Annotated in this window: 21 protein-coding genes; 8 read left to right on the forward strand and 13 right to left on the reverse strand. The window is 60.3% G+C overall.

The genetic code is table 11. The annotated features are described in order from the left end of the window. Positions 1-2: 2 nt before the first annotated feature. The gene (locus AB4P91_RS09205; protein WP_395604667.1) at positions 3-815 is read left to right on the forward strand and encodes a YfaP family protein; all 813 of its coding nucleotides are present in this window, start codon (positions 3-5) and stop codon (positions 813-815) included. A 514-nt stretch (positions 816-1,329) separates the two neighbouring features. Here AB4P91_RS09205 and AB4P91_RS09210 read toward each other — a convergent pair. The 9 genes from AB4P91_RS09210 to AB4P91_RS09250 form a co-directional block, all read right to left on the reverse strand. Continuing rightward, on the reverse strand, positions 1,330-2,076 hold the full coding sequence (locus tag AB4P91_RS09210) for a helix-turn-helix transcriptional regulator (protein WP_150595220.1): 747 nt from the start codon (positions 2,074-2,076) through the stop codon (positions 1,330-1,332). 220 nt (positions 2,077-2,296) lie between these two features. Continuing rightward, positions 2,297-2,824: an inorganic diphosphatase gene (ppa, locus tag AB4P91_RS09215; RefSeq protein ID WP_140669541.1), complete on the reverse strand. Its 528-nt coding sequence runs from the start codon at positions 2,822-2,824 to the stop codon at positions 2,297-2,299. A 112-nt stretch (positions 2,825-2,936) separates the two neighbouring features. Next, entirely contained in the window at positions 2,937-3,749 is an 813-nt protein-coding gene (locus AB4P91_RS09220) for a zinc-dependent peptidase (protein WP_150595221.1), read from the reverse strand. A 4-nt stretch (positions 3,750-3,753) separates the two neighbouring features. Continuing rightward, positions 3,754-4,404 (reverse strand): DedA family protein, encoded by a 651-nt coding sequence (locus AB4P91_RS09225; protein ID WP_150595222.1) that lies wholly within the window; start codon positions 4,402-4,404, stop codon positions 3,754-3,756. A gap of 250 nt (positions 4,405-4,654) precedes the next feature. Then, positions 4,655-5,116: an N-acetyltransferase gene (locus tag AB4P91_RS09230; protein WP_016773002.1), complete on the reverse strand. Its 462-nt coding sequence runs from the start codon at positions 5,114-5,116 to the stop codon at positions 4,655-4,657. Positions 5,117-5,231: 115 nt separating this feature from the next. Next, positions 5,232-6,056: an ethanolamine ammonia-lyase subunit EutC gene (eutC, locus tag AB4P91_RS09235; RefSeq protein WP_395604668.1), complete on the reverse strand. Its 825-nt coding sequence runs from the start codon at positions 6,054-6,056 to the stop codon at positions 5,232-5,234. Between the two features lie 5 nt (positions 6,057-6,061). Beyond that, positions 6,062-7,456, reverse strand: coding sequence for an ethanolamine ammonia-lyase subunit EutB (locus AB4P91_RS09240; protein WP_395604669.1), 1,395 nt, complete (start codon positions 7,454-7,456; stop codon positions 6,062-6,064). 52 nt (positions 7,457-7,508) lie between these two features. Beyond that, positions 7,509-8,960 (reverse strand): ethanolamine permease, encoded by a 1,452-nt coding sequence (eat, locus tag AB4P91_RS09245; protein WP_395604670.1) that lies wholly within the window; start codon positions 8,958-8,960, stop codon positions 7,509-7,511. A 211-nt stretch (positions 8,961-9,171) separates the two neighbouring features. Beyond that, complete coding sequence (locus tag AB4P91_RS09250; RefSeq protein ID WP_042561269.1) at positions 9,172-10,692, reverse strand: aldehyde dehydrogenase family protein; 1,521 nt, start codon at positions 10,690-10,692, stop codon at positions 9,172-9,174. A 301-nt stretch (positions 10,693-10,993) separates the two neighbouring features. Here AB4P91_RS09250 and AB4P91_RS09255 point away from each other — a divergent pair, with 301 nt between their 5' ends. The 4 genes from AB4P91_RS09255 to AB4P91_RS09270 all read left to right on the forward strand — a co-directional run bounded on the left by AB4P91_RS09255 (position 10,994) and on the right by AB4P91_RS09270 (position 15,449). Continuing rightward, complete coding sequence (locus AB4P91_RS09255) at positions 10,994-12,910, forward strand: sigma-54-dependent Fis family transcriptional regulator (RefSeq protein WP_395604671.1); 1,917 nt, start codon at positions 10,994-10,996, stop codon at positions 12,908-12,910. A 268-nt stretch (positions 12,911-13,178) separates the two neighbouring features. Further along, a complete protein-coding gene (gene mpl / locus AB4P91_RS09260) occupies positions 13,179-14,528 on the forward strand; it encodes a UDP-N-acetylmuramate:L-alanyl-gamma-D-glutamyl-meso-diaminopimelate ligase (protein ID WP_042561268.1) in 1,350 nt (449 codons plus the stop codon). Beyond that, a complete protein-coding gene (ubiX, locus tag AB4P91_RS09265) occupies positions 14,525-15,172 on the forward strand; it encodes a flavin prenyltransferase UbiX (protein WP_395604672.1) in 648 nt (215 codons plus the stop codon). The genes mpl and ubiX overlap by 4 nt, the downstream gene beginning before the upstream one ends. Further along, complete coding sequence (locus AB4P91_RS09270; protein ID WP_150598242.1) at positions 15,165-15,449, forward strand: YceK/YidQ family lipoprotein; 285 nt, start codon at positions 15,165-15,167, stop codon at positions 15,447-15,449. Before ubiX ends, AB4P91_RS09270 begins: the two co-directional genes overlap by 8 nt. A 135-nt stretch (positions 15,450-15,584) precedes the next feature. Here the strand turns inward: AB4P91_RS09270 and AB4P91_RS09275 are convergent, their stop codons facing one another. The 3 genes from AB4P91_RS09275 to AB4P91_RS09285 all read right to left on the reverse strand — a co-directional run bounded on the left by AB4P91_RS09275 (position 15,585) and on the right by AB4P91_RS09285 (position 18,547). Further along, positions 15,585-16,226, reverse strand: coding sequence for an oxidoreductase (locus AB4P91_RS09275; protein WP_042561265.1), 642 nt, complete (start codon positions 16,224-16,226; stop codon positions 15,585-15,587). A gap of 27 nt (positions 16,227-16,253) precedes the next feature. Further along, positions 16,254-17,981 carry a C13 family peptidase gene (locus AB4P91_RS09280; protein WP_150595229.1) on the reverse strand — a complete coding sequence of 576 codons (1,728 nt, stop codon included), beginning with the start codon at positions 17,979-17,981 and terminating at the stop codon, positions 16,254-16,256. A gap of 110 nt (positions 17,982-18,091) precedes the next feature. After that, on the reverse strand, positions 18,092-18,547 hold the full coding sequence (locus tag AB4P91_RS09285; protein ID WP_395604673.1) for a MaoC family dehydratase: 456 nt from the start codon (positions 18,545-18,547) through the stop codon (positions 18,092-18,094). A 180-nt stretch (positions 18,548-18,727) separates the two neighbouring features. On the opposite strand from AB4P91_RS09285, the gene AB4P91_RS09290 reads away from it, so the two are divergent. The 3 genes from AB4P91_RS09290 to AB4P91_RS09300 are packed head-to-tail and all read left to right on the forward strand — an operon-like array spanning position 18,728 to position 20,407. Further along, entirely contained in the window at positions 18,728-19,090 is a 363-nt protein-coding gene (locus AB4P91_RS09290) for a CidA/LrgA family protein (RefSeq protein ID WP_150595231.1), read from the forward strand. Continuing rightward, positions 19,090-19,806: an LrgB family protein gene (locus AB4P91_RS09295; protein ID WP_150595232.1), complete on the forward strand. Its 717-nt coding sequence runs from the start codon at positions 19,090-19,092 to the stop codon at positions 19,804-19,806. Before AB4P91_RS09290 ends, AB4P91_RS09295 begins: the two co-directional genes overlap by 1 nt. Positions 19,807-19,816: 10 nt before the next feature. After that, on the forward strand, positions 19,817-20,407 hold the full coding sequence (locus AB4P91_RS09300; protein ID WP_150595233.1) for an LON peptidase substrate-binding domain-containing protein: 591 nt from the start codon (positions 19,817-19,819) through the stop codon (positions 20,405-20,407). Between the two features lie 9 nt (positions 20,408-20,416). Here the strand turns inward: AB4P91_RS09300 and AB4P91_RS09305 are convergent, their stop codons facing one another. After that, complete coding sequence (locus tag AB4P91_RS09305; RefSeq protein WP_395604674.1) at positions 20,417-23,926, reverse strand: calcium-binding protein; 3,510 nt, start codon at positions 23,924-23,926, stop codon at positions 20,417-20,419. Positions 23,927-23,972: the final 46 nt, after the last annotated feature.

Consider the following 23,972-nt stretch of genomic DNA (forward strand, 5'->3'; position numbering starts at 1 on the left):
CCATGACACTCCGTTATCCACAGGTCTTGCTGCTGCTCTGCACGTTGACCGCGCTGTCGCCGGCCATCGCCGCCGACAGCGTCAAACTCGATACCCCGGTCGGCGGCTGGCGTAGCGGCGCGCCGCAAGGCGAGGGTGAAAGCTTCCGCCAGACCGTCAACTACCCAGCCTCCTCGGTGAACACCCCGATCGGCCAAGCCAACACCGCACGCATCAGTGGCGAAATCAAAGCCACACCGAAGAGCCCAGAGCCCGGCCGCCTCATCGTCAACGGCGTCAGCATGCCGCTGAAAATCGACGACGCCGGCCGCTTCGACCGCCCGTTCTCCTTCCCCAACGGCAGCAACAGCGTCGAAGTCCGCAGCCCTGACGGCAAACAACGCCACCGCACCCAATTCCTCAACACCAGCGGCGGCGCCACCCCGGCCAAACTGCGCGTCCTGCTCGCGTGGGACAGCGACGGCACCGACCTCGACCTGCACCTCGTCACCCCCGACGGCGGCCACATCTGGTACGGCAACCGCACCGCCCCCAACGGCGGCGCCCTCGACGTCGACGTCACCACCGGCTACGGCCCGGAAATCTTCGCCATGCCGGCGCCGATCAAGGGGCAGTATCTGGTGTATGTGAATTACTACGGCGGCGGGTACCGCGCAGATGACGAAGGTGGGGATGAAGCCGGGCAGGCGCTGACGACGGCGCAGGTGACGGTGATTACCGAAGAAGGCACGCCGAGCGAGAAGATGGAGACCTTCTTGATCCCGATGCGGACGGCGGGGGAGTTGACGTTGGTGAAGTCGTTTAGTTATCCGTGAGGGGGAATTGGGCAGCAGGTTGCTGCCCAATTGAATCGGTTAGCAGGCTGCTGACCGATTTCAGACCTAGTCATCACTGGGCGAGAGAGTTATAGGTCATCCAGCCTTACCGTTACCCGCAGAGGAGTGGCACCCGATTCAGGTTTTGCGCGGTAGGTCCGACTTTAGGCAGGCATTAAAAAGCCGGCTTGTGGCCGGCTTCTCGGGGACTGACTTGGCCTATTTTTGGTAAGCCTTGCCAGCCTTCAAAACGTACACCCGGATCTGCGTCCGGCTGTGGGACTTGGTCAGACGTTGGTCTGCCGCGTCGGGCGTCATCTGAGCCGCGGGAGCGGGGCGATGCGCAAATGTGGGGCGCAGGATACTGAGTTTTGCTTTGGATTCCCAGTGTGAAGTGCGGGTTAGAGCGACTGCAGCGGTGCAAATCAGGATTTTGTACTGTTTTTCCGGGCCTCTTCGCGGGCAAGCCCGCTCCCACAGTGTTCTGTGTGAATCCGGAATCAGCCAAAGCAACTCAGAGAAATGGCACCACCGGCCGCCGTTTGCTCAGCGTCGACCACCAGAACACCCAACCCAATATATGGATCCGCTGCTCTTCGATTTGTGCGGGGCGGAAGACTTCGTCCGGATATTCAGCGCTGTTGTGGCTGCGCAGGCGCAGGCCGTTGCCGGGCATGCGATGCAGGTATTTGATGCGTAGCATGCCGTCGTGTTCGATGGCGTAGATTTCGCCGTCGACGACTTGGGTGAGGCCGCGGTCGATGGCGACGATGGAGCCGTCATCGATGCGGTCGGCCATGCTGTTGCCGATCATGTGTGCGCAGATAGCGTCGCCTGGGCGGATTTCCAGTTGATCGAGGTGCGCGCGCAGCAGGCGGATGGACAGGTCCGGGTCCTGGATGACGTGGGTTTTTCCAGAGCCGTTGGTCTGCGGTGTTTCTTTGAAGAACGCCAGATCGATGTCGTTGGGGTCGATGACGGTGTAGACGCCACGGATGGCCTGGGCGTCGAAGGTGTCCCCGTTGCTCGCGGGCGGGGTCAGACTTGGTATCTCTTGGGTGCCTTCGCCGGTTTTCAGCCATTCGCTGTTGACGGACAACAGGCGTGAGACTTCTTCCATGCGATACGCCGGGACGCCCCGGGTGTACCAGTTGTGGACATTTTGGGCTTCCGTGCCCCAGAACTTCGCGAAACCCGTGGTGGAGATGTTCGCTTTTTCCAGGAGTGCCTTGAATCTTGGACCGCTAGTGTTCTTTCTCATAAACACGGAGTCTACGGCCGTGCTACAGGGGTTTGAATAAACCTGACGTTCAAAAACGGGCTGAATTTTGCGACTGGATGTAAGACGTGCTTGTGGGAAATTACACAGGTTAAAACTTTTCTGTAGTCCGCAATAAACAGGCTGTTTAAGTCGGGCTGGCAGGTCGAAAAAAAACCCGGATTAACCGGGTTTTTTTCAAGCGTGTCGCAAGTCGTGAAGCTTAGCCTTTGTAGGCAGCAACCGACTTGGTGATCGCTTCGCGGGCGGCGTCTGCACCGGCCCAGCCTTCGATCTTGACCCATTTGCCTTTTTCGAGATCTTTGTAGTTCGCAAAGAAGTGCTCGATCTGCTGGATCAGCAGCGGTGGCAGGTCGGTGTATTCCTTCACGTCGACGTACAGCTGGGACAGCTTGTCGTGTGGCACTGCGATAACTTTGGCATCGCCGCCGCCGTCGTCAGTCATGTTCAGGATACCCACCGGGCGTGCGCGGATCACTGCGCCTGGCGCAACCGGGTAAGGGGTCACAACCAGCACGTCGAGCGGATCACCGTCGTCAGCCAGGGTGTTCGGGATGTAACCGTAGTTGGCCGGGTAGAACATTGGGGTGGCCATGAAACGGTCAACGAACAGGCAATCGCTGTCTTTGTCGATTTCGTATTTGATCGGCGCGTGGTTGGCCGGGATCTCGATCGCGACGTAGATGTCGTTCGGCAGGTCTTTGCCAGCCGGAATCTTGCTGTAGCTCATTGGGCGTTGCCCCCGTAGTTGACCAAAAACACTTGGCCGGATTGACCAAAAAGTGGCGGCGATTATAGGCATATTCTGCCGTCGACGCCATGAACCTAAAGTCGTGCAGAACTTAGTTGTGCGCCTGATAGACCGGGTCGCTGGCCTGAAGTTGCCGCAACCTGCCCAACGGGTCCTGCCGGTAGAAAAGCTGCAGTTGTGCGTAGACCTGCGGATAAGCCTCGTGCAGCAGATCCGGGGCGCTGAAGAAGTACTCGCTGGTGACGGCGAAGAACTCGGCCGGGTTCTCGGCGGCGTAGGGATCGACGGCGGTTTCTGCGTCGGGATTGTCGTCGAGTTGGCGGTTGAGATCGTCGTAAGCCGTCTGCATCACATCGGCCCAGTCGCTGACGCGCATGTCAGTGTGCAGAGGCGGCAGGCCGTTGGCGTCACCGTTAAGCATGTCGAGTTTGTGCGCCAGTTCGTGGATCACCAGGTTGTAGCCCTCCCAGCCACCACTGGCCATCACGCCCGGCCAAGCGAGGATGATCGGCCCCTGCTGCCAGGCTTCACCACTGTGTTCGCCGTCCCATTCGTGCTCGACGCCACTGGCATCGCGGTGACGCTGTGGGCTGAGGAAGTCGTCGGGATAGAGAACGATTTCGTGAAAACCCTGATACCAGTTCAGATCGCCCAGATGCAAAAGCGGTAATTGCGCCTGGGCGGCGAGCAGCAGGCGTTGCTCCTGATGCAATTCGACGCCGGGCAGGGCGCTCAGGTGTTTGTCTTCGAGAAACAGCACACAGGCTTCGCGCAGCCACTGATCTTCAGCGGGCGTGATGCCATCGAGAAAGCTCAGGTGATGGCGCACCCGTTGCCACATCTCGTCGGCAATCGGGTGCCTGGCCAGAATGCGCCGGCGGCGCCAGGCGCTCAGCGACCACATCGGCTTAGTGCGATTGGACTTTAGTGCCGCCGAAACGGCTGCGCACCACGCCGATGATCATCGGAACCAGCGACAGCAGAATGATGGCGACCACCAGCAACGACAGGTTTTTCTTGATGAACGGTACGTTGCCGAAGAAGTAACCCAAGGTCACCAGCCCGCCCACCCAGAGGATGGTGCCCAGCACGCTGAAACCGAAGAAACGCGGGTACGGCATCCGCGCTACACCGGCGACGAACGGTGCGAAAGTTCGGATGATTGGCAGGAAGCGCGCCAGGGTTACGGTTTTGCCACCGTGCTTGTCATAGAAATCGTGGGTCTTTTGCAGATAGTCGCGGCGGAAGATTTTCGAGTTCGGGTTGCTGAACAGTTTTTCGCCAGCCGTTCGCCCGATGACGTAGTTGGTGCTGTCGCCCAGGATCGCAGCGAGCATCAGCAGACCGCCCAACAGCACGGGGTCCATGCCGCCGCCAGCCGCAACAGCGCCGGCAATGAACAGCAGCGAATCGCCCGGCAGGAATGGCATCACCACCAGACCGGTTTCACAGAAAATTACCAGAAACAGGATGGCGTAGATCCACGGCCCGTAGTTGTTCACCAGCAAGTCGAGGTAAACGTCGAGATGCAGGATAAGGTCGAGTGGGTTGAAATCCATGGGGGCACCTGTATGGCGGCCCTACTCAGTGGGCCTGTGCGGATGACTTCGTGTAAGCCTACAGCGGGATGTAGTTTTTCTTACAAGCCGGGAAGATCGGGATTATACGGTTTGAATGATGACGCGCGTGTTGGTTTTGTAGCGCGGGATGTCGAGGTGTGAGGAATTGTCAGAGATACGGCGTTGTGGCGGCGTGAGTTTTTGTGGCGAGGGAGCTCCCCAGGCCACAAATAGACTCGTCAAACGGGCGTTATAGCTCGTCGCTGATCGGCAGCACGTAGTTCTTGAACTCGGTGTCTTCCTTGAAGCCAATCGATTCGTAGGTTTTCTGCGCCACTTCGTTGTTGGCACTGGTGGAGACACGCATGCGCACGGCTTGGGTTTCCTTGGCCATTTTCTTCGCGGTACGGATCAGGTTATCGGCGACCAGTTGGCGCCGAGCGTCTTCGGCGACGTAGATGTCGTTGAGGATCCACACGCGTTTGAGCGACAGCGAGGAGAAGCTTGGGTACAGCTGACAGAAGCCCATCAGCTTTTTGTCGTCATCATCGGCGAGGGCCAGATAGATCACCGACTCTTTGCGGCGCAGGCGCTTTTCGAGAAACGCGCGGGAGGAATCCGGGTAAGGCAGGGAGCCGTAGAACTCGCGATATTTGACGAACAACGGAGTCAACAAATCCAGATGTTCGAGGGTCGCTTGAATAATCCGCATGATAGGTCTCGTCTTCAAGTGGCTGTCTTCAACTGCTCTGACGGCGATGGGAAACCCTGGCGGCCGTGCGTCGATCCTGCCTTAAACCAGCGCAGAAACGCAATGCGGAAACGGTTCAGGCTCGGGGCGGATCGAGTAGGAAGTTTCCTTTCATGTCCGCTCCTGCGTCCGACTCCAGCGTCTGAACCTGTGCTTCGTCCTTTAGGTTAACTCCCGACAGCTGTCGCCGACAGGCTTCGCGCATCAGGTACAGCAAGCGATGCGCCGCCATGCCGTAGCTCAAGCCTTCAAGCCGTACGTTGGAAATGCAATTGCGATAGGCGTCGGTCAATCCGATTTTCGGATTGTAGGTGAAATATAAACCGAGGCTGTCCGGGGAGCTGAGGCCCGGGCGCTCGCCGATCAGCATGACGACCATTTTTGCGCCGAGCAGTTGACCGATCTCATCGCCGACGGCAACACGACCCTGTTCTACCAGAACGAGGGGCGCAATCGACCAGCCGTCGCCGCCCATTTGCTCTTCCAGCCGGAGCAGAAACGGCAGCGTATGCCGATGCACCGCCAGCGCCGACAGACCGTCAGCCACGACAATCGCCAGATCGACGCCACCCGGGTGGGCCGCTGCGTATTCGCGCAAGGCCTGCGCTGACTCATCGCTGAGCTTGCGTCCCAGGTCCGGGCGTTGCAGGTAGCTGTTGCGGTCCACCGCTGCGCTGTGCAAAAGCAGGCTTTCGCGCCCGCGCTCACTCAGTTGCGCACTGAGCCCGGCATGATCGAACGGCAGATGCACCGCATCCCGCGCCTGAGCGTGGGCGTATTGGAAGTCCAGTTGCGCGCTGGTCGGCAGACTGGTGCCGGTGCGGCCGAGGGCGATTCGCGCCGGGGTCAGGCGACGCAGTTCCAGCCATGGGTTTTGTGGGTCGACAGGCGGTTTATCCATCAGGCTCATCCCAGTTGCGCCAGGGCCTGGCGGAAGGCCGGTGGCAGGTTGTTGCCGAAGCGGACCTTGCCGTCCGCCTGGGTGAAGATGCCCATGTTCGCCAGCCACTGTTCAAATTCCGGGGCTGGTTTCAGGCCCAGGGTCTGGCGCGCGTAGAGCGCGTCGTGGAACGAGGTGGTCTGGTAGTTGAGCATGATGTCGTCGGAGCCGGGGATGCCCATGATGAAGTTGATCCCCGCCACACCGAGCAGGGTCAGCAGGGTGTCCATGTCGTCCTGATCGGCTTCGGCGTGGTTGGTGTAACAGATGTCACAGCCCATCGGCACGCCGAGCAATTTGCCGCAGAAGTGGTCTTCGAGGCCGGCGCGGATGATCTGTTTGCCGTTGTAGAGGTATTCCGGGCCGATGAATCCTACGACGGTGTTCACCAGGAACGGCTTGAAATGTCGCGCCACGGCGTAGGCTCTTGTCTCGCAGGTCTGTTGATCGACGCCGTGGTGGGCGTTGGCCGACAGGGCGCTGCCTTGCCCTGTTTCGAAATACATCAGGTTTTGCCCGAGGGTGCCGCGGTTCAGGCTCAACCCGGCGTCGTAGCCTTCCTGCAATACATTCAGGTTGATGCCGAAACTGGCGTTGGCCGCCTCGGTGCCGGCGATCGACTGGAACACCAGATCCAACGGCACGCCACGGTTGATCGCCTCGATGGAGGTGGTGACATGGGTCAGCACGCAGGCCTGGGTCGGGATGTCGTAGCGCTGGATGATCGCGTCGAGCATTTCCAGCATCGCGCAGATCGAGGCGATGCTATCGGTGGCCGGGTTGATGCCGATCATCGCGTCGCCATTGCCGTACAGCAGGCCGTCGAGAATGCTCGCGGCAATGCCGGAGGGCTCGTCGGTGGGGTGATTCGGTTGCAGGCGGGTCGACAGACGTCCGCGCAAACCGAGAGTGCCGCGAAACTTTGTGACCACGCGGATCTTCTGCGCCACCAGCACCAGATCCTGCACGCGCATGATCTTCGACACGGCGGCGACCATTTCCGGAGTCAGACCGGGGGCGAGGGCGCGCAGGCTGGTTTCGTCAGCGGCGTCGCTGAGCAGCCAGTCGCGAAAACCACCGACGGTGAGGTGGCTCACTACAGCGAAGGCCTGTTTGTCGTGAGTGTCGATGATCAGTCGGGTAACTTCATCGGCTTCGTAGGGGATCAGCGCTTCCTGTAGGAAATGCGTCAGCGGTATGTCGGCCAGCGCCATTTGCGCGGCCACGCGTTCGCCGTCGTTAAGTGCGGCTACACCCGCGAGAAAGTCCCCGGAACGCGCCGGGCTGGCCTTGGCCATGACGTCCTTGAGGCTGTCGAAGCGGTAGGTCTGGGCGCCGACCGTGTGAGCGAAACTCGCCATACAGAATTCTCCGTGACGGCGCAGGTATGCCCTGCGCCGTGGTTTTCGGCAGTCAGTGCAGGGCTTTTTCAGCGTTCTGAATCGCCGCGAATTCTTCTTCCGGCGTACCTGCTACCAAGTGATGTCGACTGTAGAAAGCAAAGTAAGCAATTAACACTCCATAGATGATAGCGGCGCCGATCACGACCCGTGGGTCGACCAGGAATCCCGCGATTACGGCGATGCAAGCCAGCACCAGCGCCACACCGGAAGTGAAAATGCCGCCGGGCGTGCGGTACGGCCGATCCATTTTGGGGCGACGGATGCGCAGCGTGATGTGCGCCGCCATCATCAGTACGTAGGAAATGGTCGCGCCGAACACCGCGACCAGAATCAGCAGGTCGCCCTGGCCGGTCAGCGACAGACCAAAACCGATGATCCCTGGAATGATCAGCGCCAGCACGGGCGCCTTGCTTTTGTTGGTCTGGGAGAGTTTTCGCGGCAGGTAGCCTGCGCGCGACAAGGCGAAAATCTGCCGCGAGTAGGCATAGATGATCGAGAAGAAACTGGCGATCAACCCGGCCAGGCCCACCAGATTGACGAAACCGCCCATCCAGGTCGAGCCACCATAGGCTTTGCTCAGCGCCTCAACCAGCGGGTTGCCCGACGTCAGCAGCGAATTGGCACCCGCACCACCAGGCCCGACGATCAGGATCAGCAGGGCAAAGGCCAGCAGCACCAGCATGGCGCCGATGAGCCCGCGTGGCAGATCACGTTTCGGGTTTTTGGTTTCTTCGGCGGCCAACGGCACGCCCTCAACGGCGAGGAAAAACCAGATCGCGTAAGGAATCGCCGCCCAGACGCCGACATAGCCGAACGGCAGGAAAGGGCTTGCGCCGGCAGCGCTGGTCACCGGGATGTCGAGTAGGTTGGCAACGTCGAAGTGCGGCACCATCGCCACCAGAAACACGCCGAGCGCCAGCGCGGCGATGGCCGTGATGACGAACATCAACTTCAGCGCTTCGCCAACCCCGAAGATATGGATGGCGATGAAGATGACGTAGAACGTCAGATAAATCATCCAGCCGCCAATGCCGAACAGTGACTCGCAATAGGCGCCGATGAACACCGCAATCGCCGCAGGTGCGATGGCGTATTCGATGAGGATCGCGGTACCGGTCAGGAAACCGCCCCACGGGCCGAACGCGCTGCGGGCAAAGCCGTAGCCGCCACCGGCGGTGGGAATCATTGAGGACAGTTCGGCCAGGGAAAAGCACATGCACAGATACATGGTGGCCATCAGCAGCGTCGCGAGGAACATCCCGCCCCAACCGCCCTGCGCCAAGCCGAAGTTCCAGCCTGCATAGTCGCCTGAGATCACATACGCGACGCCCAGCCCCACCAGCAGAACCCAGCCGGCGGCGCCTTTTTTCAATTCGCGTTGTTGGAAGTAGTCCGAGCCGACTTTTTCAAAATCGACGGAGGAGCCGGTCGCCGGAGCGTCAGCAGGAGATTCGCCAGGCATAGGGTTCACCATTTTTATTGTTGTATTGGCCCGACTGTTCCGTCAGGAACTATCGGGTTGAATGGCACGCAGCTTTCGCGAGCAAGCTCGCTCCCACAGATTTCCGTGGTTAGCTCAACATTGAGATCTAATACAGACCCCTGTGGGAGCGAGCTTGCTCGCGAAAGCGGTCGAAAGGGCGAGCCAGGAACACCTGCCTCGCCCTGACGCTTTAGAAGAAGCCCAGCGGATTGATGTCGTAGCTCACCAGCAGGTTTTTCGTCTGCTGATAGTGATCGAGCATCATTTTGTGGGTTTCACGACCAACGCCGGACTTCTTGTACCCGCCGAACGCGGCGTGCGCCGGGTACAGGTGGTAGCAGTTGGTCCAGACGCGACCGGCCTTGATCGCCCGGCCCATGCGGTAGGCGCGGTTGATGTCGCGGGTCCACAGGCCGGCGCCGAGGCCGAACTCGGTGTCGTTGGCGATGGCCAGGGCTTCGGCTTCGTCCTTGAACGTGGTGATGCTCACCACCGGGCCGAAGATTTCTTCCTGGAACACGCGCATCTTGTTGGTGCCTTTGAGCAAGGTCGGCTGGATGTAATAGCCGGTCGACAGATTGCCCTCGAGTTTTTCCACTTTGCCGCCGGTCAGCAGTTCCGCGCCTTCGCCCTTGGCGATTTCCAGGTAGGACAGGATCTTGTCGAATTGCTGCTCGGACGCCTGGGCGCCAACCATAGTGTCGGTGTCCAGCGGATCGCCCCGTTTGATTTGCAGGACTTTCTTCATCACGACGGCCATGAACTCGTCGTAGATCGATTCCTGAACCAGTGCGCGAGACGGGCAGGTGCAGACTTCGCCCTGGTTGAAGAACGCCAGCACCAGACCTTCGGCCGCTTTTTCGATGAAGGTGGGTTCGGCCTGCATGATGTCTTCGAAGAAGATGTTCGGCGATTTGCCGCCCAGTTCCACGGTGGACGGAATGATGTTTTCGGCAGCGCATTTCATGATGTGCGAGCCCACCGGCGTCGAGCCGGTAAAGGCAATCTTGGCGATGCGTTTGCTGGTCGCCAGCGCTTCGCCGGCTTCTTTGCCGAAGCCCTGCACAACGTTCAGCACGCCCGGCGGCAGCAGGTCGCCGATCAGTTCGACCAGCACGGAAATACCCAGCGGCGTTTGCTCGGCAGGCTTGAGCACCACGCAGTTACCTGCCGCCAGCGCTGGCGCGAGTTTCCAGGCGGCCATCAGGATCGGGAAATTCCACGGGATGATCTGGCCGACCACACCCAGTGGTTCATGGATGTGATAAGCCACGGTGTTGCCGTCGATTTCGGCAGCGCTGCCCTCTTGAGCGCGGATGCAACCGGCGTAGTAGCGGAAGTGGTCGGCAGCCAGCGGGATATCGGCGTTAAGGGTTTCGCGGATGGCTTTGCCGTTGTCCCAGGTTTCGGTGATCGCCAGCAGTTCGAGGTTCTGTTCGATACGGTCGGCGATTTTCAGCAGGACCAGCGAACGCGCCTGCACCGAGGTTGCACCCCAAGCGTCAGCGGCGGCGTGGGCGGCATCCAGTGCCTTGTCGATGTCTTCGGCAGTGGAGCGGGGGAATTCGGCAATCGGTTGGCCATTGACTGGCGAAGTGTTGGTGAAGTACTGACCTTTGACAGGCGCGACGAACTCGCCGCCGATGTAGTTACCGTACTTGCTCTTGAACGAGACTTTGGCGCCTTCAGTACCGGGGTGAGCGTAACGCATGATGATGTTCTCCTTGGCTTTGTACTTATTAGAGAAACGCGCAAGTGCGCTTGCTATAAGCGTAGAGCAAAGGTCGGGCCACCGCCGTGCGGGACAGGTAAATCAAGGCGTTGCGTGGTTTTTGTCAGACGGGCGGAACACAGCTGTGACGGTTTCGGTACAGCCTGAGTGACAGTTTGTACCGCTTTTGGCACAGCCAGTGACCGGGCAGTCTTGCCAGCATTGCAAACACTGGTTGGCTGGAGGATGCTGGGCGTCACCTCAGCATTGGGCCGTCGAGCTTCGGGGAGAACAATAAGAAATGCACAACAATCATTTGAGTCGCCATGCCCGACAGGTGCTCACCGTTACCCAAGGCAAACCGCATCTGCACGGGCCCGGAGCCGATCCGTCGATAGCCCGTTCGTGGCTGCGCTGTGTTGAGGACTATCACCTCGACCCAGCGCTGAGCATGGCCCCTACCGTACTTGAACATGGGCGCGTTCTTGAAAGCCGCGAGCGTCTGCAACAGGTGTTGCAGATTGCCGGCAATGAGATGAGCAGCCTGCATCAGCAACTCTCCGGCGCCGGACACGCGGTGCTGCTGACCGATGCCCGTGGGGTGATCCTCAACTGCGTTACCGCGCCGGCCGAACGCAAGATTTTCGAGCGTGCCGGCCTCTGGCTCGGCGCCGACTGGAGCGAAGCCTGTGAAGGCACCAATGGCATCGGCACTTGCCTGGTCGAACGCCAGGCGCTGACCATTCATCAGGATGAACATTTCCGCGGGCGCCACACCGGCCTGACCTGCTCGGCGAGCCCGGTGTTCGATCCGCACGGCGAATTGCTGGCGGTGCTTGATGTGTCCTCGGCCCGTCACGACGTCTCGCGGCAGAGCCAGTTCCACACCATGGCGCTGGTCAATCTGTCGGCGAAGATGATCGAGAGCTGTTACTTCCTGCGCTGTTTCGATAATCAATGGTTGCTGCGCTTTCATTTGCAGGCCGAGTCCGTCGGGCTGTTCAGCGAAGGGCTGCTGGCGTTTGATGGAGAAGGGCGGATCAGCGCAGTCAACCAGAGCGCGCTGAACCTGCTTGGGCACATCCGCGGCGGCTTGCTCGGTAAACCGGTCGAGGCGTTTTTCGATTGTTCGCTGGATGAATTGCTCGGTCGTGCGAGTGCCAATGCCAGCGCCAGTTGGCCGTTACGCACTCGCGATGGGCGAAATCTGTATGCGGTGTTACGCGGCGAGTCGCGCAAAACGACGCCGATCATGCCCGCGCCGGTCGTGGCGCAGGCTCCGCGCCTGTCGGGTATTTGTCTCGGCGACGCGGCGTTGCAGGCGGACTTTCGCAAAGCCCTGCGGGTTTTCGAGCGTGATGTGCCGCTGTTGATCAATGGTGAAACGGGCTCTGGCAAAGAGGCTTTCGCCAAGGCTGTGCATCAGGCCAGTCAGCGCGCGAGCAAAGCCTTCGTGGCCCTCAATTGCGCGGCGATTCCTGAAAGCCTGATCGAAAGTGAGCTGTTCGGCTATCGCGGAGGCAGTTTTACCGGCGCGCGCAAGGACGGCATGCGCGGCAAACTTCAGCAAGCCGATGGCGGCACATTGTTCCTTGATGAAATCGGCGACATGCCGTTGGCCTTGCAGACCCGTCTCTTGCGGGTGCTTGAGGATCGGCAAGTGGTGCCGATCGGCGGCGAGCCGGAAGCGGTCAACGTGCGGATCATCAGTGCGACTCACCGCAATCTTCTGGAGCGGGTCGAGAACGGCAGTTTTCGCGAGGATCTGTATTACCGGCTCAACGGCCTGGAAGTGGCGTTGCCGGCGTTGCGTAAGCGCAGTGATAAATCGCAGCTACTGGATTTTCTGCTGGCCGAAGAGGCGGGCGGGGATGTAGTGGTGATTGATGAGCCGGCGCGTCAGGCCTTGCTGGCGTTCAACTGGCCGGGGAATGTGCGGCAGTTGCGTAATGTCTTGCGCACGCTGGCGGCATTGTGTGATGAGGGAAGGATCGGGTTCGAGGATTTGCCGGCGATGATTCGGCAGGTGCGGCCGGCGGGAGAGTTGGAGGTCATGCAATCCGATCATCCGCTGGAAGACGCCGAGCGCTCGGCATTGCTCAATGCTTTGGAGCAGACCCGTTGGCATATGACGCATACCGCGCAGCAGCTCGGCGTCAGCCGGAACACCCTTTATAGAAAGCTGCGCAAGCATGGGATTGAGCGGTGTGTCAGTTAGAAACCCCCTCACCCTAACCCTCTCCCGGAGGGAGAGGGGACTGACCGAGGTGTGCTGACGAATCACGCCGACCTGAGAGATCCAGTCGAACTCAGGATTTGAAAGCCACAGAGATCGGCCCCCTCTCCCTCCGGGAGAGGGCTGGGGTGAGGGTAGCAATCCTGAGCCATACCGAAATGTTGCGCCCAACCAATCCCGCCCCATCACCTAAAGAGTGCGATTTCCCCCTCCCTACGCTAACCTGCGGCCATGTTTTACGAGGTCGACTATGCACATTCATATTCTGGGTATCTGCGGGACTTTCATGGGCTCTATGGCGGTTCTGGCCAAAGAGCTGGGTCATCACGTGACCGGCTCCGACGCCAACGTCTATCCGCCGATGAGCACGCAGCTCGAGGCCCAAGGCATTCAGCTGACGCAGGGCTACGATCCGGCTCAGCTCGATCCGGCACCGGATCTGGTGGTGATCGGTAACGCCATGTCGCGCGGCAATCCGGCGGTGGAATATGTGCTGAACAAAGGCCTGCCGTATGTCTCTGGTCCGCAGTGGCTGGCTGATCACGTGCTGCAAGGTCGCTGGGTGCTGGCCGTTGCCGGGACCCACGGCAAAACCACCACCAGCAGCATGCTCGCCTGGGTGCTGGAACATGCCGGCATGAGCCCGGGTTTCCTGATCGGTGGCGTGCCGCAGAACTTCTCGGTGTCCGCCCGTCTGGGCGGTACGCCGTTTTTCGTGATCGAGGCGGACGAGTACGACAGCGCTTTCTTCGACAAGCGTTCGAAGTTCGTGCACTACCGCCCGCGCACCGCGATTCTCAATAATCTTGAGTTTGATCACGCGGACATCTTCCCCGATTTGCCGGCCATCGAGCGGCAATTCCACCATTTGGTGCGAACCATCCCGAGCGAAGGCCTGGTGATCCATCCGACCACCGAGCCTGCCCTGCAGCGGGTAATCGAGATGGGCTGCTGGACCCCGGTGCAAACCACCGGTGCTGGCGGTCAGTGGCAGGTCAAATTGCTCAGCGAAGACGGCTCGGCCTTTGAAGTGATGTTCGAAGGTGTGTCCCAAGGCACGGTCGAGTGGGAATTGACTGGCCAGCACAACGTCGCCAACGCCCTGGCTGCGCTGGCGGCTGCGCGTCATGTGGGTGTGGTGCCGTCGATGGGCATCGCCGGGTTGAGCGCGTTCAAGAACGTCAAACGCCGGATGGAAAAAGTCGCGGAAGTGCGCGGCATCACCATTTACGACGACTTCGCCCATCACCCGACGGCGATCGCCACCACGCTTGATGGCCTGCGCAAGCGCATCGGTGATGCACCGTTGATCGCGATCATCGAACCACGCTCCAACTCGATGAAACTCGGCGCGCACCGTGACGGTTTGCCGGACAGCGTGAACGATGCCGATCAGGTGATCTGGTACGCCCCGGCCAACCTTGGCTGGGATCTGGCCGCTACCGCTGCGCTGTGCAAAGTGCCGTCGATTGTCAGCGATACGCTGGAAGGCATCATCGAACGCGTGAAAAGCCAGGCTCAGCCCGGTACTCACGTGGTGATCATGAGCAACGGCGGCTTTGGCGGCCTGCACGGCAAACTCGCCGAGGCGCTGCAATGAACACTTTTTCGCAGAACGGCGGCCCGGAACGCATCACGCTGGCGATGACCGGTGCTTCGGGCGCGCAGTACGGTTTGCGCCTGCTCGATTGTCTGGTGCGGGAAGATCGCGAGGTGCACTTCCTGATCTCCAAAGCCGCGCAACTGGTCATGGCCACCGAAACCGACGTCTCGCTGCCGCCCAAGCCGCAGATGATGCAGGCGTTCCTGACCGAATACACCGGGGCCGCCGCCGGGCAGATCCGCGTGTACGGCAAGGAAGACTGGATGTCGCCGGTGGCCTCGGGCTCTGGCGCGCCAGCGGCGATGGTGGTGGTGCCGTGCTCGACCGGGACGCTGTCGGCCATCGCGACGGGTGCCTGCAACAACCTGATCGAGCGCGCAGCAGACGTCACTTTGAAAGAGCGTCGCCAGTTGATTCTGGTGCCGCGCGAGGCGCCGTATTCAAGCATTCATCTGGAGCACATGTTCAAACTGTCGAACATGGGCGTGACGATTCTGCCGGCCTCACCCGGTTTCTATCACCAGCCGCAGACCATCGATGACCTGATCGATTTCGTCGTCGCGCGGATTCTCAATCTGCTGGGCATTCCCCAGGACATGCTGCCACGTTGGGGTGAGCATCATTTGAGCAGCGATGAATAAGCTGTTGGTGATGGTGCTGGCGCTGCAACTGGCCGGGTGCGCCACTGCGCGCACGCTGGACGCGGCCAAACCGGGCGCGCCGGTGGTGTATGCCGGGACGCGGCTGGATTTGTATGCGTTGAATGGAGGCTGTTGTGCGATGGACCGATTCGGTGCCGAGGCGCCGAGTTATCCGGGTGTGGACCTGCCGGCGAGTGCTTTGCTGGATACGCTGCTGTTGCCGTTGTCGCTACTGACCGTGATCGGGGTGGGGTTTCAGGCGACGGGTGGGTTGTAGGGGAGCGCTGTGCACTCCATTCGCGGGCAAGCCACGCTCCCACAGGTTTGGATGTCGTTCACCCCTACTGTGCTCGCTGAAGAACAATGTGGGAGCGGGCTTGCCCGCGAAGAGGCCGGCCCGGACACCACAACGTTATTTGCCCAGTTTCCTCAGTTCATCCGATTCGATCACCCGAACCCCATCCTGCTCCTCCAGCGCCAGCCGCCACATTGCCCGGGCCAATTGGCACGCTTCGATCCCCCGGTACTTACCCGGAATCAACTTCGAAAACGGCGCAGCAAGCTGCTCGCCCAAGCGTGGTTCGGAACGTTCGCCGAGTAACAGCGACGGCCGGCAAATGGTCAGCTGCGGCCAGTCTTGCGCGCGCAATGCCTGCTCCATTTCACCTTTGACCCGGTTGTAGAAAACCGACGATTTCGGATCGGCGCCGATGGCGCTGATCACGATCAGATGCCGCGCACCCATCTCCCTCGCGCGTTTGGCAAACGCCACCACCATGTCTAGATCGACTGCGCGAAACGCCGCTTCGGAGCCGGCCTGCTTGATGGTGGTGCCGAGGCAGCAATAGGCGATGTCGACACGACCGCTGAGCTGCGGCAGAAAGGCCTGGGGGTCGCCGACCGGGTTTTCCAGGTGCGGATGCTCGGCCAGTGGCCGACGGGAGGGGGCGAGGACGCGAGAAATCGTTGGCTCGTTGAGCAAACGGTCGAGTAGATGTTCACCGGTCAAACCGGTGGCTCCGGCAAGCAATACGTGCTGAGGCGTCAAGTACATAGTGTCTCTCCCTTGATACTGTTCAGCTTAGTTGCTCTTTATCGCTCCGTCGTTCAACGCAGCACTTTGCAAAGCTTTTCGCGCTTGTTGTTTACGCAGTTGCTGCCAGTGCGACAGCACGGTTTTCGGTGCCCAGATCTGCGGCTCCGAGGCTTCGAAATTGTCTGCCAGTTCACGCTCGGCGACGGTGGCCCTGGCCAGTTTGAAGGCTTGCTCCAGATCGTCGGTCTGGTTCAATGCCTGGGCGAACAGCGCATCCCCGAAGTAGGTGAAGTTGGCTTCTTCGGAGCAACCGAAGGACACGCGATCAGCGCGCGAGGCGGTCATGATCAGCGTGCGCTCGTCTTTGAGCGCCGGGATGAAACCGCCGGAATAACACGCGGAAATCACGATAATCTTGTCGCGGTTTTTCAGCGGCGCGAGCACGGCGGCGAGTTCGTCGGCGGGCAGGTCGGCCAGTTCCATGCGCGGCTGGTCGAGCACCAGTTCGTGTTCGGCGGTGCCGTGACTGGTCAGGTAGATGAACAGCAAATCTTCCGGGCCGCTGCGTTCGGCCAGGGTCAGTGCAGCGCGGCGCAGGTTCTCGCGAGTGGCCATCGGCCGGTCGCCGAGGTGGTCGCGGTGGTTGACCAGACGGATCTGGCCATGGGCGCCGAAACGCGTATTGAGCATGTTGGCGACATAGTCGGATTCGCGCAGGAACACGCTCTGCTTGCCGTCGCCGCCGAGGGTCAGGGTGTACAGCTCGACCGCAGGCGTGGAGGGCGGAATCGCCGCCAATGCCTCATCAAGCAAACGGCCCTGAGCGAGCAAGCCGAGTTCGAGAGTGTCGGGCAGCAATTTGCCGTCGGCATCACGCACGCGCTGGCCGTTGATCCAGGTGCCGCTCATGACACTGCCGTCGGTGAGCACCAGTGTGCCGCGCCCCGAATAACTGTCGTTGTCGAATCCACCGATATAAAAGCTGCCATCGGACAGGTTCAAGCGACCCTGACCGCTGAAGCGCCAGTCGCTGAACGAACCGATGTAATGGCTGCCGTCAGCACCGATCAATTCGCCCTTGCCGGTCAGCGCGCCTTCCTTGAACTGGCCCAGCCAGACGTCGCCGTCGGCGTTTTCGTAGCGGCCCTTGCCGTGCAGTTGATTGTTCTTGAAGCCACCGACATAGATGTCGCCGTCAGCGCTGTTGAACGTACCGTTGCCTTCAAGCTGACCGTTGACGAAATGGCCGGTGAACGAGTTGCCGCTGGAATCACCGCGCTGGCCTTCGCCATTGGGTTTGCCGTGGGCGAACTGGCCTTGATAAGAGCTGCCGTCATCCATTTCGAGACGGCCGAGCCCGGAATATTGATCAGCCTTGAATTCGCCACGGTAGGTCATGGCGTTTTCTTTCAACGTGCCTTCGCCGTCACGCCGGCCCTGTTTGAAGCCGCCGGTGTAACTGCTGGCATTGGTGGTCAGGCTGCCCTGACCGTCGAACAAACCTTGCTGGAACTGGCCGCGATAGATCTCGCCATTACTGCCATGCCATTCGCCCTGCCCATGCCACTGCCCCTTGTCGAACTGCCCGGCGTACCAGCTGCCGTTGGGGTAGTCGACACGTCCCTGACCTTGCAGCAAGCCATCGACCAACTCGCCGCGATAGCGTCCGCCGTCCGGCAGGCGCGCATCCGGGGGCAACAGCGATTCGCCGTCGCCGCAAGCGGCAAGCAACAGGGTCAAGGCAAGGGGTGCAAGACGAGCGAGTGAGCGCATAGCGGGATCCGGGCAATTAGGCGACCGAGTATGCCGCAGCTATGTGACCTTATACAGCCGCTCAGGGGAAGCAGATGCGAAACAGCGTGCGCCGCTTCGCATCCCGGCGCTTAAACGAAGCAGAGCGACAGCGGTTCAGCGATGTAGGCCGGTTTGTCCGAGCCTTCTATCTCAAGTGTTGCGGTGGCTTTGAGCAGCCACTGGCCAGGTTTTTTCTCGGTCACTTCAACCATGTCGACCTTGAGTCGGACTTTCGAGTCGACTTTCACGGGTTGGATGAAACGCACACTCTCCAGGCCATAGTTGACAACCATCTTCACGCCTTCGGGCAGGATCAGGATGTCTTCCATCAGTTTGGGCATTAGTGACAATGACAGGAAACCGTGGGCAATGGTGCTGCCAAAAGGCGTTTGCGCGGCTTTGACCGGGTCGACGTGGATGAACTGAAAATCACCGGTGGCTTCGGCGAACAGATTGATGCGTTCCTGATCGATGGTGAGCCATTCGGAACGTCCGAGTTCCTTGCCGACGTAATCTTTGAGCTCTGCAACTGGAACATAGGGCATTGAGACTCTCCTTGGGTTCATCTGTTTTATAGTTTTTCAGGTGGGGGATTTGACCGCCCTGCGAACCACTGTAGATCATCATGGCAATTTGCTCAGGTCAACCGACCATGCTTTTGGCGAATGCCGATCCATAGCGCAGGCATGCTTATAATGCCGGGCGCTTTCTGTCGGAGATGTCAGATGTTGTTACGTGGCCTGACCCTGCTGGTGCTGTTCCAATTGCTCGGCACGGCACTCAACCATTTGCTCTTGCCGGTGCTGCCGGGGCCGATCATCGGTCTGCTGCTGTTGCTGGTGTTCCTGATTATTCGCGGTGAAGTCGGCGAGCCGCTGAATCTGGCGGCCGGCAGCCTGCTGCGTTATTTGCCGTTGCTGCTGGTGCCGCCCGCAGTGGGCGTGATGGTGTACGCCACGGCGATTGCCGCGGATTTCTGGGCGATTGTCGGTGCGCTGGTGGTATCGCTGATTCTCTCGATGGCCTTCGCCGGTGTGCTGATGCAGCGCCTGGTCAAGCGTCACGCGCCGCCGTCGGAGGAGTCCTGATGCTCTTCGATTGGCACGGCGCCTGGGCGTCGGTGATTCACCATCCGCTGTTCGGCATCGGCATTACCCTCGGTGCCTATCAGCTGGTGCTGGCGGCGTTCGAGAAAACCCGGTGGATCTTTCTGCAACCGGTGCTGGTCTCCATGCTGTTGGTGATCGGCGTGTTGGTCAGCTGCGGTCTGACGTACGCCGAGTACCGCAAGAGCACCGAGATCCTCAGCATTCTGCTCGGGCCGGCGACGGTCGCGCTGGCGGTTCCGCTGTATCTCAATCTGCGGCGCATTCGCCAATTGTTCTGGCCGATTTTTACTACGCTAGTGATAGGCGGGGTGGTCGCCACGGGCATGGGTGTCTTGCTGGGGTGGTGGTTCGGTGCTGATCACATGATCCTGATGACCATGGCGCCGAAGTCGGTGACCTCGCCGATTGCGATGCTGGTGGCCGAGCAGATCGGTGGCGTGGCGGCGCTGGCGGCGGTGTTCGTGCTGATCACCGGGGTCATCGGTGCGATCTTCGGCCCGGCACTGTTGAATCGGCTCGGGGTGCACAGCCCCGAAGCACGCGGCATGGCACTGGGCATGACCGCGCATGCCGTCGGCACGGCGGTGGCGATGCAGGAAAGTGATGAGACCGGCGCCTTCGCGGCGTTGGCGATGAGTCTGATGGGCGTGGCCACGGCGGTGTTCCTGCCGTTGGCGGTGTCGATGGTGGTGTAAGGAAATGTCTATGAGTCTGGCGCTTTTCCCGTTGAACACAGTGCTGTTTCCCGGCTGCAACCTCGACTTGCAGATCTTCGAGGCGCGCTACCTGGACATGATTGGCCGCTGCATGAAACAGGGCGGCGGTTTCGGCGTGGTATGCATTCTTCAGGGCAGCGAAGTCGGCGCCGCGCCGGAAGGTTTCGCTTTGGTCGGCTGTGAAGCGCGGATTACCGATTTCCAGCAGCAGGACAACGGCTTGCTGGGTATTCGCGTGCAAGGCGGGCGGCGTTTCCATGTGTTGCGCACCGAAGTGCAGCGCGACCAGTTGATCCTCGCCGACGTCGAGTGGCTGGACGATGAACCCGAGCAACCCTTGCAGGACGAGGACGCCGATCTGGTGGCGCTGCTCAAGGCGCTGGCCGAGCACCCGATGGTCGAGGCGTTGAACATGGGCACCGAGGCGCACGGCCAGCAGTCATTGGCCAATCAGTTGGCCTACCTGCTGCCGTTCGCCGAAGAAGACAAGATTGACCTGCTGCAACTCGACGATCCGCAGCAGCGACTGGATGCTATCCAGGCGCTGCTCGATGAACTGCAAGGTGAGTTGTTCGCGTGAGGGTCGTTTTTATTTGCCCGGGACGCGCGGCAACCTGATCGATTCAAGGTCGATGCTGAGGTCTGCGGGGGCGATGCGGTAACCCGGCGGGTTATCGACGCTCCAGTAATCGTGCGTGGCGTTGTACAACACATTCGCGCCGACAGCCTTGTCGGTGAAGATATTGCGAACCCTGACCACCCCCGCCAGAGGGTGGCGTGCGCGGCGTGCGTCGAGGTCCTCGCATAACGCTTTGACGCTGGTGTAGGCCTGCGCATTGAGCTCGTGAAGACGCACCACCTCGAACACAAGGTTGATGTCATAGATATCGCCGCTGGAGCTGACCACATGGACGGTCTCGACCGGAACATCGGGGTCTTCGGTGTTCGGTAGCTGGACGATGACGCTCCCCAGATACAGGGTCGTCCCCTTAAGCCGTATTTCGCTGCCGGTGATCGTTTCCTTCATGTTTGCGGTGTGAATCGTCCAGGTCGACGCGTCGGCGGTTTTCGCGTCTGCACCCGGGGTCGTCAGGCTGATGATCGCGTTGCTGGCAGGGAATACTTCGTACTCGGCACTTTGACCTTGCAGTGCGTATATGCCTTGAGGTGTGTCCGCCTTGATCTCGATCCGGGCGTTGTGCGCCGGGAGCAAGCTCTGTTCGGTGATCCGTGGCGCGTGGAAGGAATACTGCCCATGGCGCAGTTTCAGGCAGTCGCGAGCATTGTGCCCCTGCAGACCTGCGCGTTTGACATCCTGCGCATAGTCCAGCCTCGGAGCAATTACGCGGCAGGACTTTCCATCCCGGAAGATCAGCACAACCTGGTTGGCCATGTGCAAACCATTGGTGAAAATGCCGCCGCCGCTATTGAACGTCGCAGCATGCCGCTCGCTGATGACACCGACCAAGTTGATCACCCGGTTGGGAATGAACAGGCTCAGGTTGACGTTGCTGTAAATGAGCGACGAGTAACCGGAGACCCCTTGCCGTACGGCCGTATCGTAGTTGATGTGAACGTCGCCTACGTCCGCATGATTACAGTCGAGGTAGACCGTTGTGGTCGTCTTCTGGGCAGCACTTGCGTCAAACACGATCTTGCCGTCGCCCCGTGGCACGAAGTAATGCCTGGCGCTGGTGTGGGTAACCGAGACTTTCCCTCCGTTGAGGATGCCCAAGGCGGGCGCAAGCCGCCCCTGCACCGTCAGCGCTGCCTCAACATCATGGTCATCGGCGTCATTCAGCGAAGCGGGCAGGACGGGTAACAGTTCATAACCGTCGCGGGTCTTGAAGAGCAACTGATGATTGCGGATCGAGCGCTGGCCGTTCAGGTATTGATAAACATTTTCGATCGTCAGGACATGCTCGGGGAGTTCGCCGTCTTCACCGCGCAAAGAACGCACCACCAGCGAAGTGCCGATGACCTGCCAGCGCTGAATGGTCGCCAGCGGCCAGCCGAATTCGATCAGGCTCGACTGCTCGCCATCCTCGATAATCGTTGTCTCGACGCAGGTGTCGGTGATGAAGTATCGATCCTGGCCGGCACCGCCGGTCACGCGGCAATGTGTGCCGCGGATGATAATGGTGTCATCGCCTGCGGCGGCATCAACGATATCCAGACCGTTGGCGGTGATCCGGTTGGCGGTGTCGCTGCCGGTTACCCGGCTCGCGCCGCCGGTCAGTGTCGAGACGTTCTCGATGGAAGTGATCTGAGCCATCTTTATCTCCGCTGTCGCTGACCCGGCACTGTGCAGGCTGACGTCGCCTCTTTGCAGATTGATGTCGTAACCTTGCTGGCGGGTATCCGTGGCAGGACGCCTGCCGGTGAAGGACAGCAGATCGGAACCGTCGCCACCGTCAAGATGGCTGATGGCTGCCGGTGGTAATTCCCGATCCAGTTCGGCGTGGGTCACCTCGTAGTGGAGTTCGTCGTCCTTGTCACCGCCGACGAGCGTTTTCGGGTCACCTCGGTATATGAAGAAGTTGGACTTTTTTTTGACCCCGGTGATCCGGTCATGGCCATCGCCCAGGCGCCACAGAATGCCTTTGTCGTCACCCCGCGTACCGGTGACCAAGCCGTCGAGATTCTGCGGCAAGCCATCGCGGGCGTCGATGACATCGATGGTTTCCAGCACAACCGGCTCATGAGCGATGGTAAACGGTTGTTCGCCTGCGGCCGGATCCCATTGATGCTTCCAGTGTTTCACCGGTTGCAGGGTGACGTTGAAACTGCCGTTCACCACGTGTTCGACGTAGTTACGGTACGCACCTTCAAGCAGTGCCTTGGCGGAGCGCTCGATCTGTCGGCCGTGATCACTCAATGCCTTGGCAACCTTGTAGCGATCCAACACGTCCTGATCCAGTTCCTGGCGAGTGAATGCGAACCAGCCCGAGCGTAACCGTTGATGCGCACTCAGTTCGATGTAGTCGTCAATATCGTCAACGATCCGCGCCGCGCGATAAATTTCCGCACCAAGTACCAGCACCGCCGCGGCCACAATTCCCGCTGGGCCTGCGATGTTGCCGAAACCGGCCAGCGCTGCCAGACCGAGGGCGATGCTGACGCCTGCGCCAGCCACACTCATCGCGCCGCTGACGTAGTGATCCTGCGCTTCCTTGCCCTGCGAAGCCGCCGCAGCGTTGAAGGATTTCACCGCGCCGATGATGTCGAAGGGCAGGGTGATGGCGCTGGCGAATAACCCGGCACCGCGTCCCAGCACTTTGCCCGCCGATGTGGTCGAGAACCGCTGGAAAATCACCCCGTTGCTCTTGAGCATCGCTTCGCCGGTCTTGGTCAGGCCGCGCTCGATGATCAGTGAGCCGAGTTCCGTGGCGACTGCTGCGCCGTTGAACACCGCTTCGCCCCAGTCACCGGTCTTGATCGCGTCCGCGACGCCGGCCATCCCGCTGTAAATGCCATAGGCCTGCAGCCCGACACCTGCGCCGCTAAGTACCGAGCTTTTGGCTTTACTGACCCAAGGGGGGAGATGGTCATAGACATCGACACGATGAATATCGATTTTCTGCGCGGCGTCGACAAGTCTGTTGAAGCGCTCCATCGGGCTACCAGGGGCCAGCGGCTCGCCGGCGTCGAACACCGGCGGCGCACCGATGGAACGTTTACAGGCCAGTTCGAAGAGGAAGGTTGCCGCGGTGCTGTCAGTCGGTTCGGAGGATCTGATCCGCAATTCGACGGCATCCGGGTTGAAGCTCAATGCGTCGAGAAAAGCCTGGTCGGCGGTTTTAATGTTCGCGTTGTCTGCGTTGATCGCGCGACCAGCGATTTTGGCTCCCATGATCTCAAGCTCGACACGGGTGATGGCAAACTCACCGATGCGTAAGGCACCCAGCCGTTTGTCGAGCGATTTGAGTGTGCGCGAAGAGGAGGTTTCTGCGTCACCGGCTGGCGCTTCGGGAGGCGGGGGTGGTGTTCCGGGTTGGCCCGTGGCGGGCGTTTGCAGAAGGGGCGGCGCGTCGATCGGCGTGACATATATGGCCTGGCCGGGTCGTTGCAAATGGGAAGAGTCAATGGGTTTTGCCACAATTCAATCCTTTGAATGGGGGGCTGAGGGTGACGGCTGTAAAGGC

The sequence above is a fragment of the Pseudomonas sp. B21128 genome (assembly GCF_044218865.1).
Taxonomy (GTDB): Bacteria; Pseudomonadota; Gammaproteobacteria; order Pseudomonadales; family Pseudomonadaceae; genus Aquipseudomonas; species Aquipseudomonas iridis.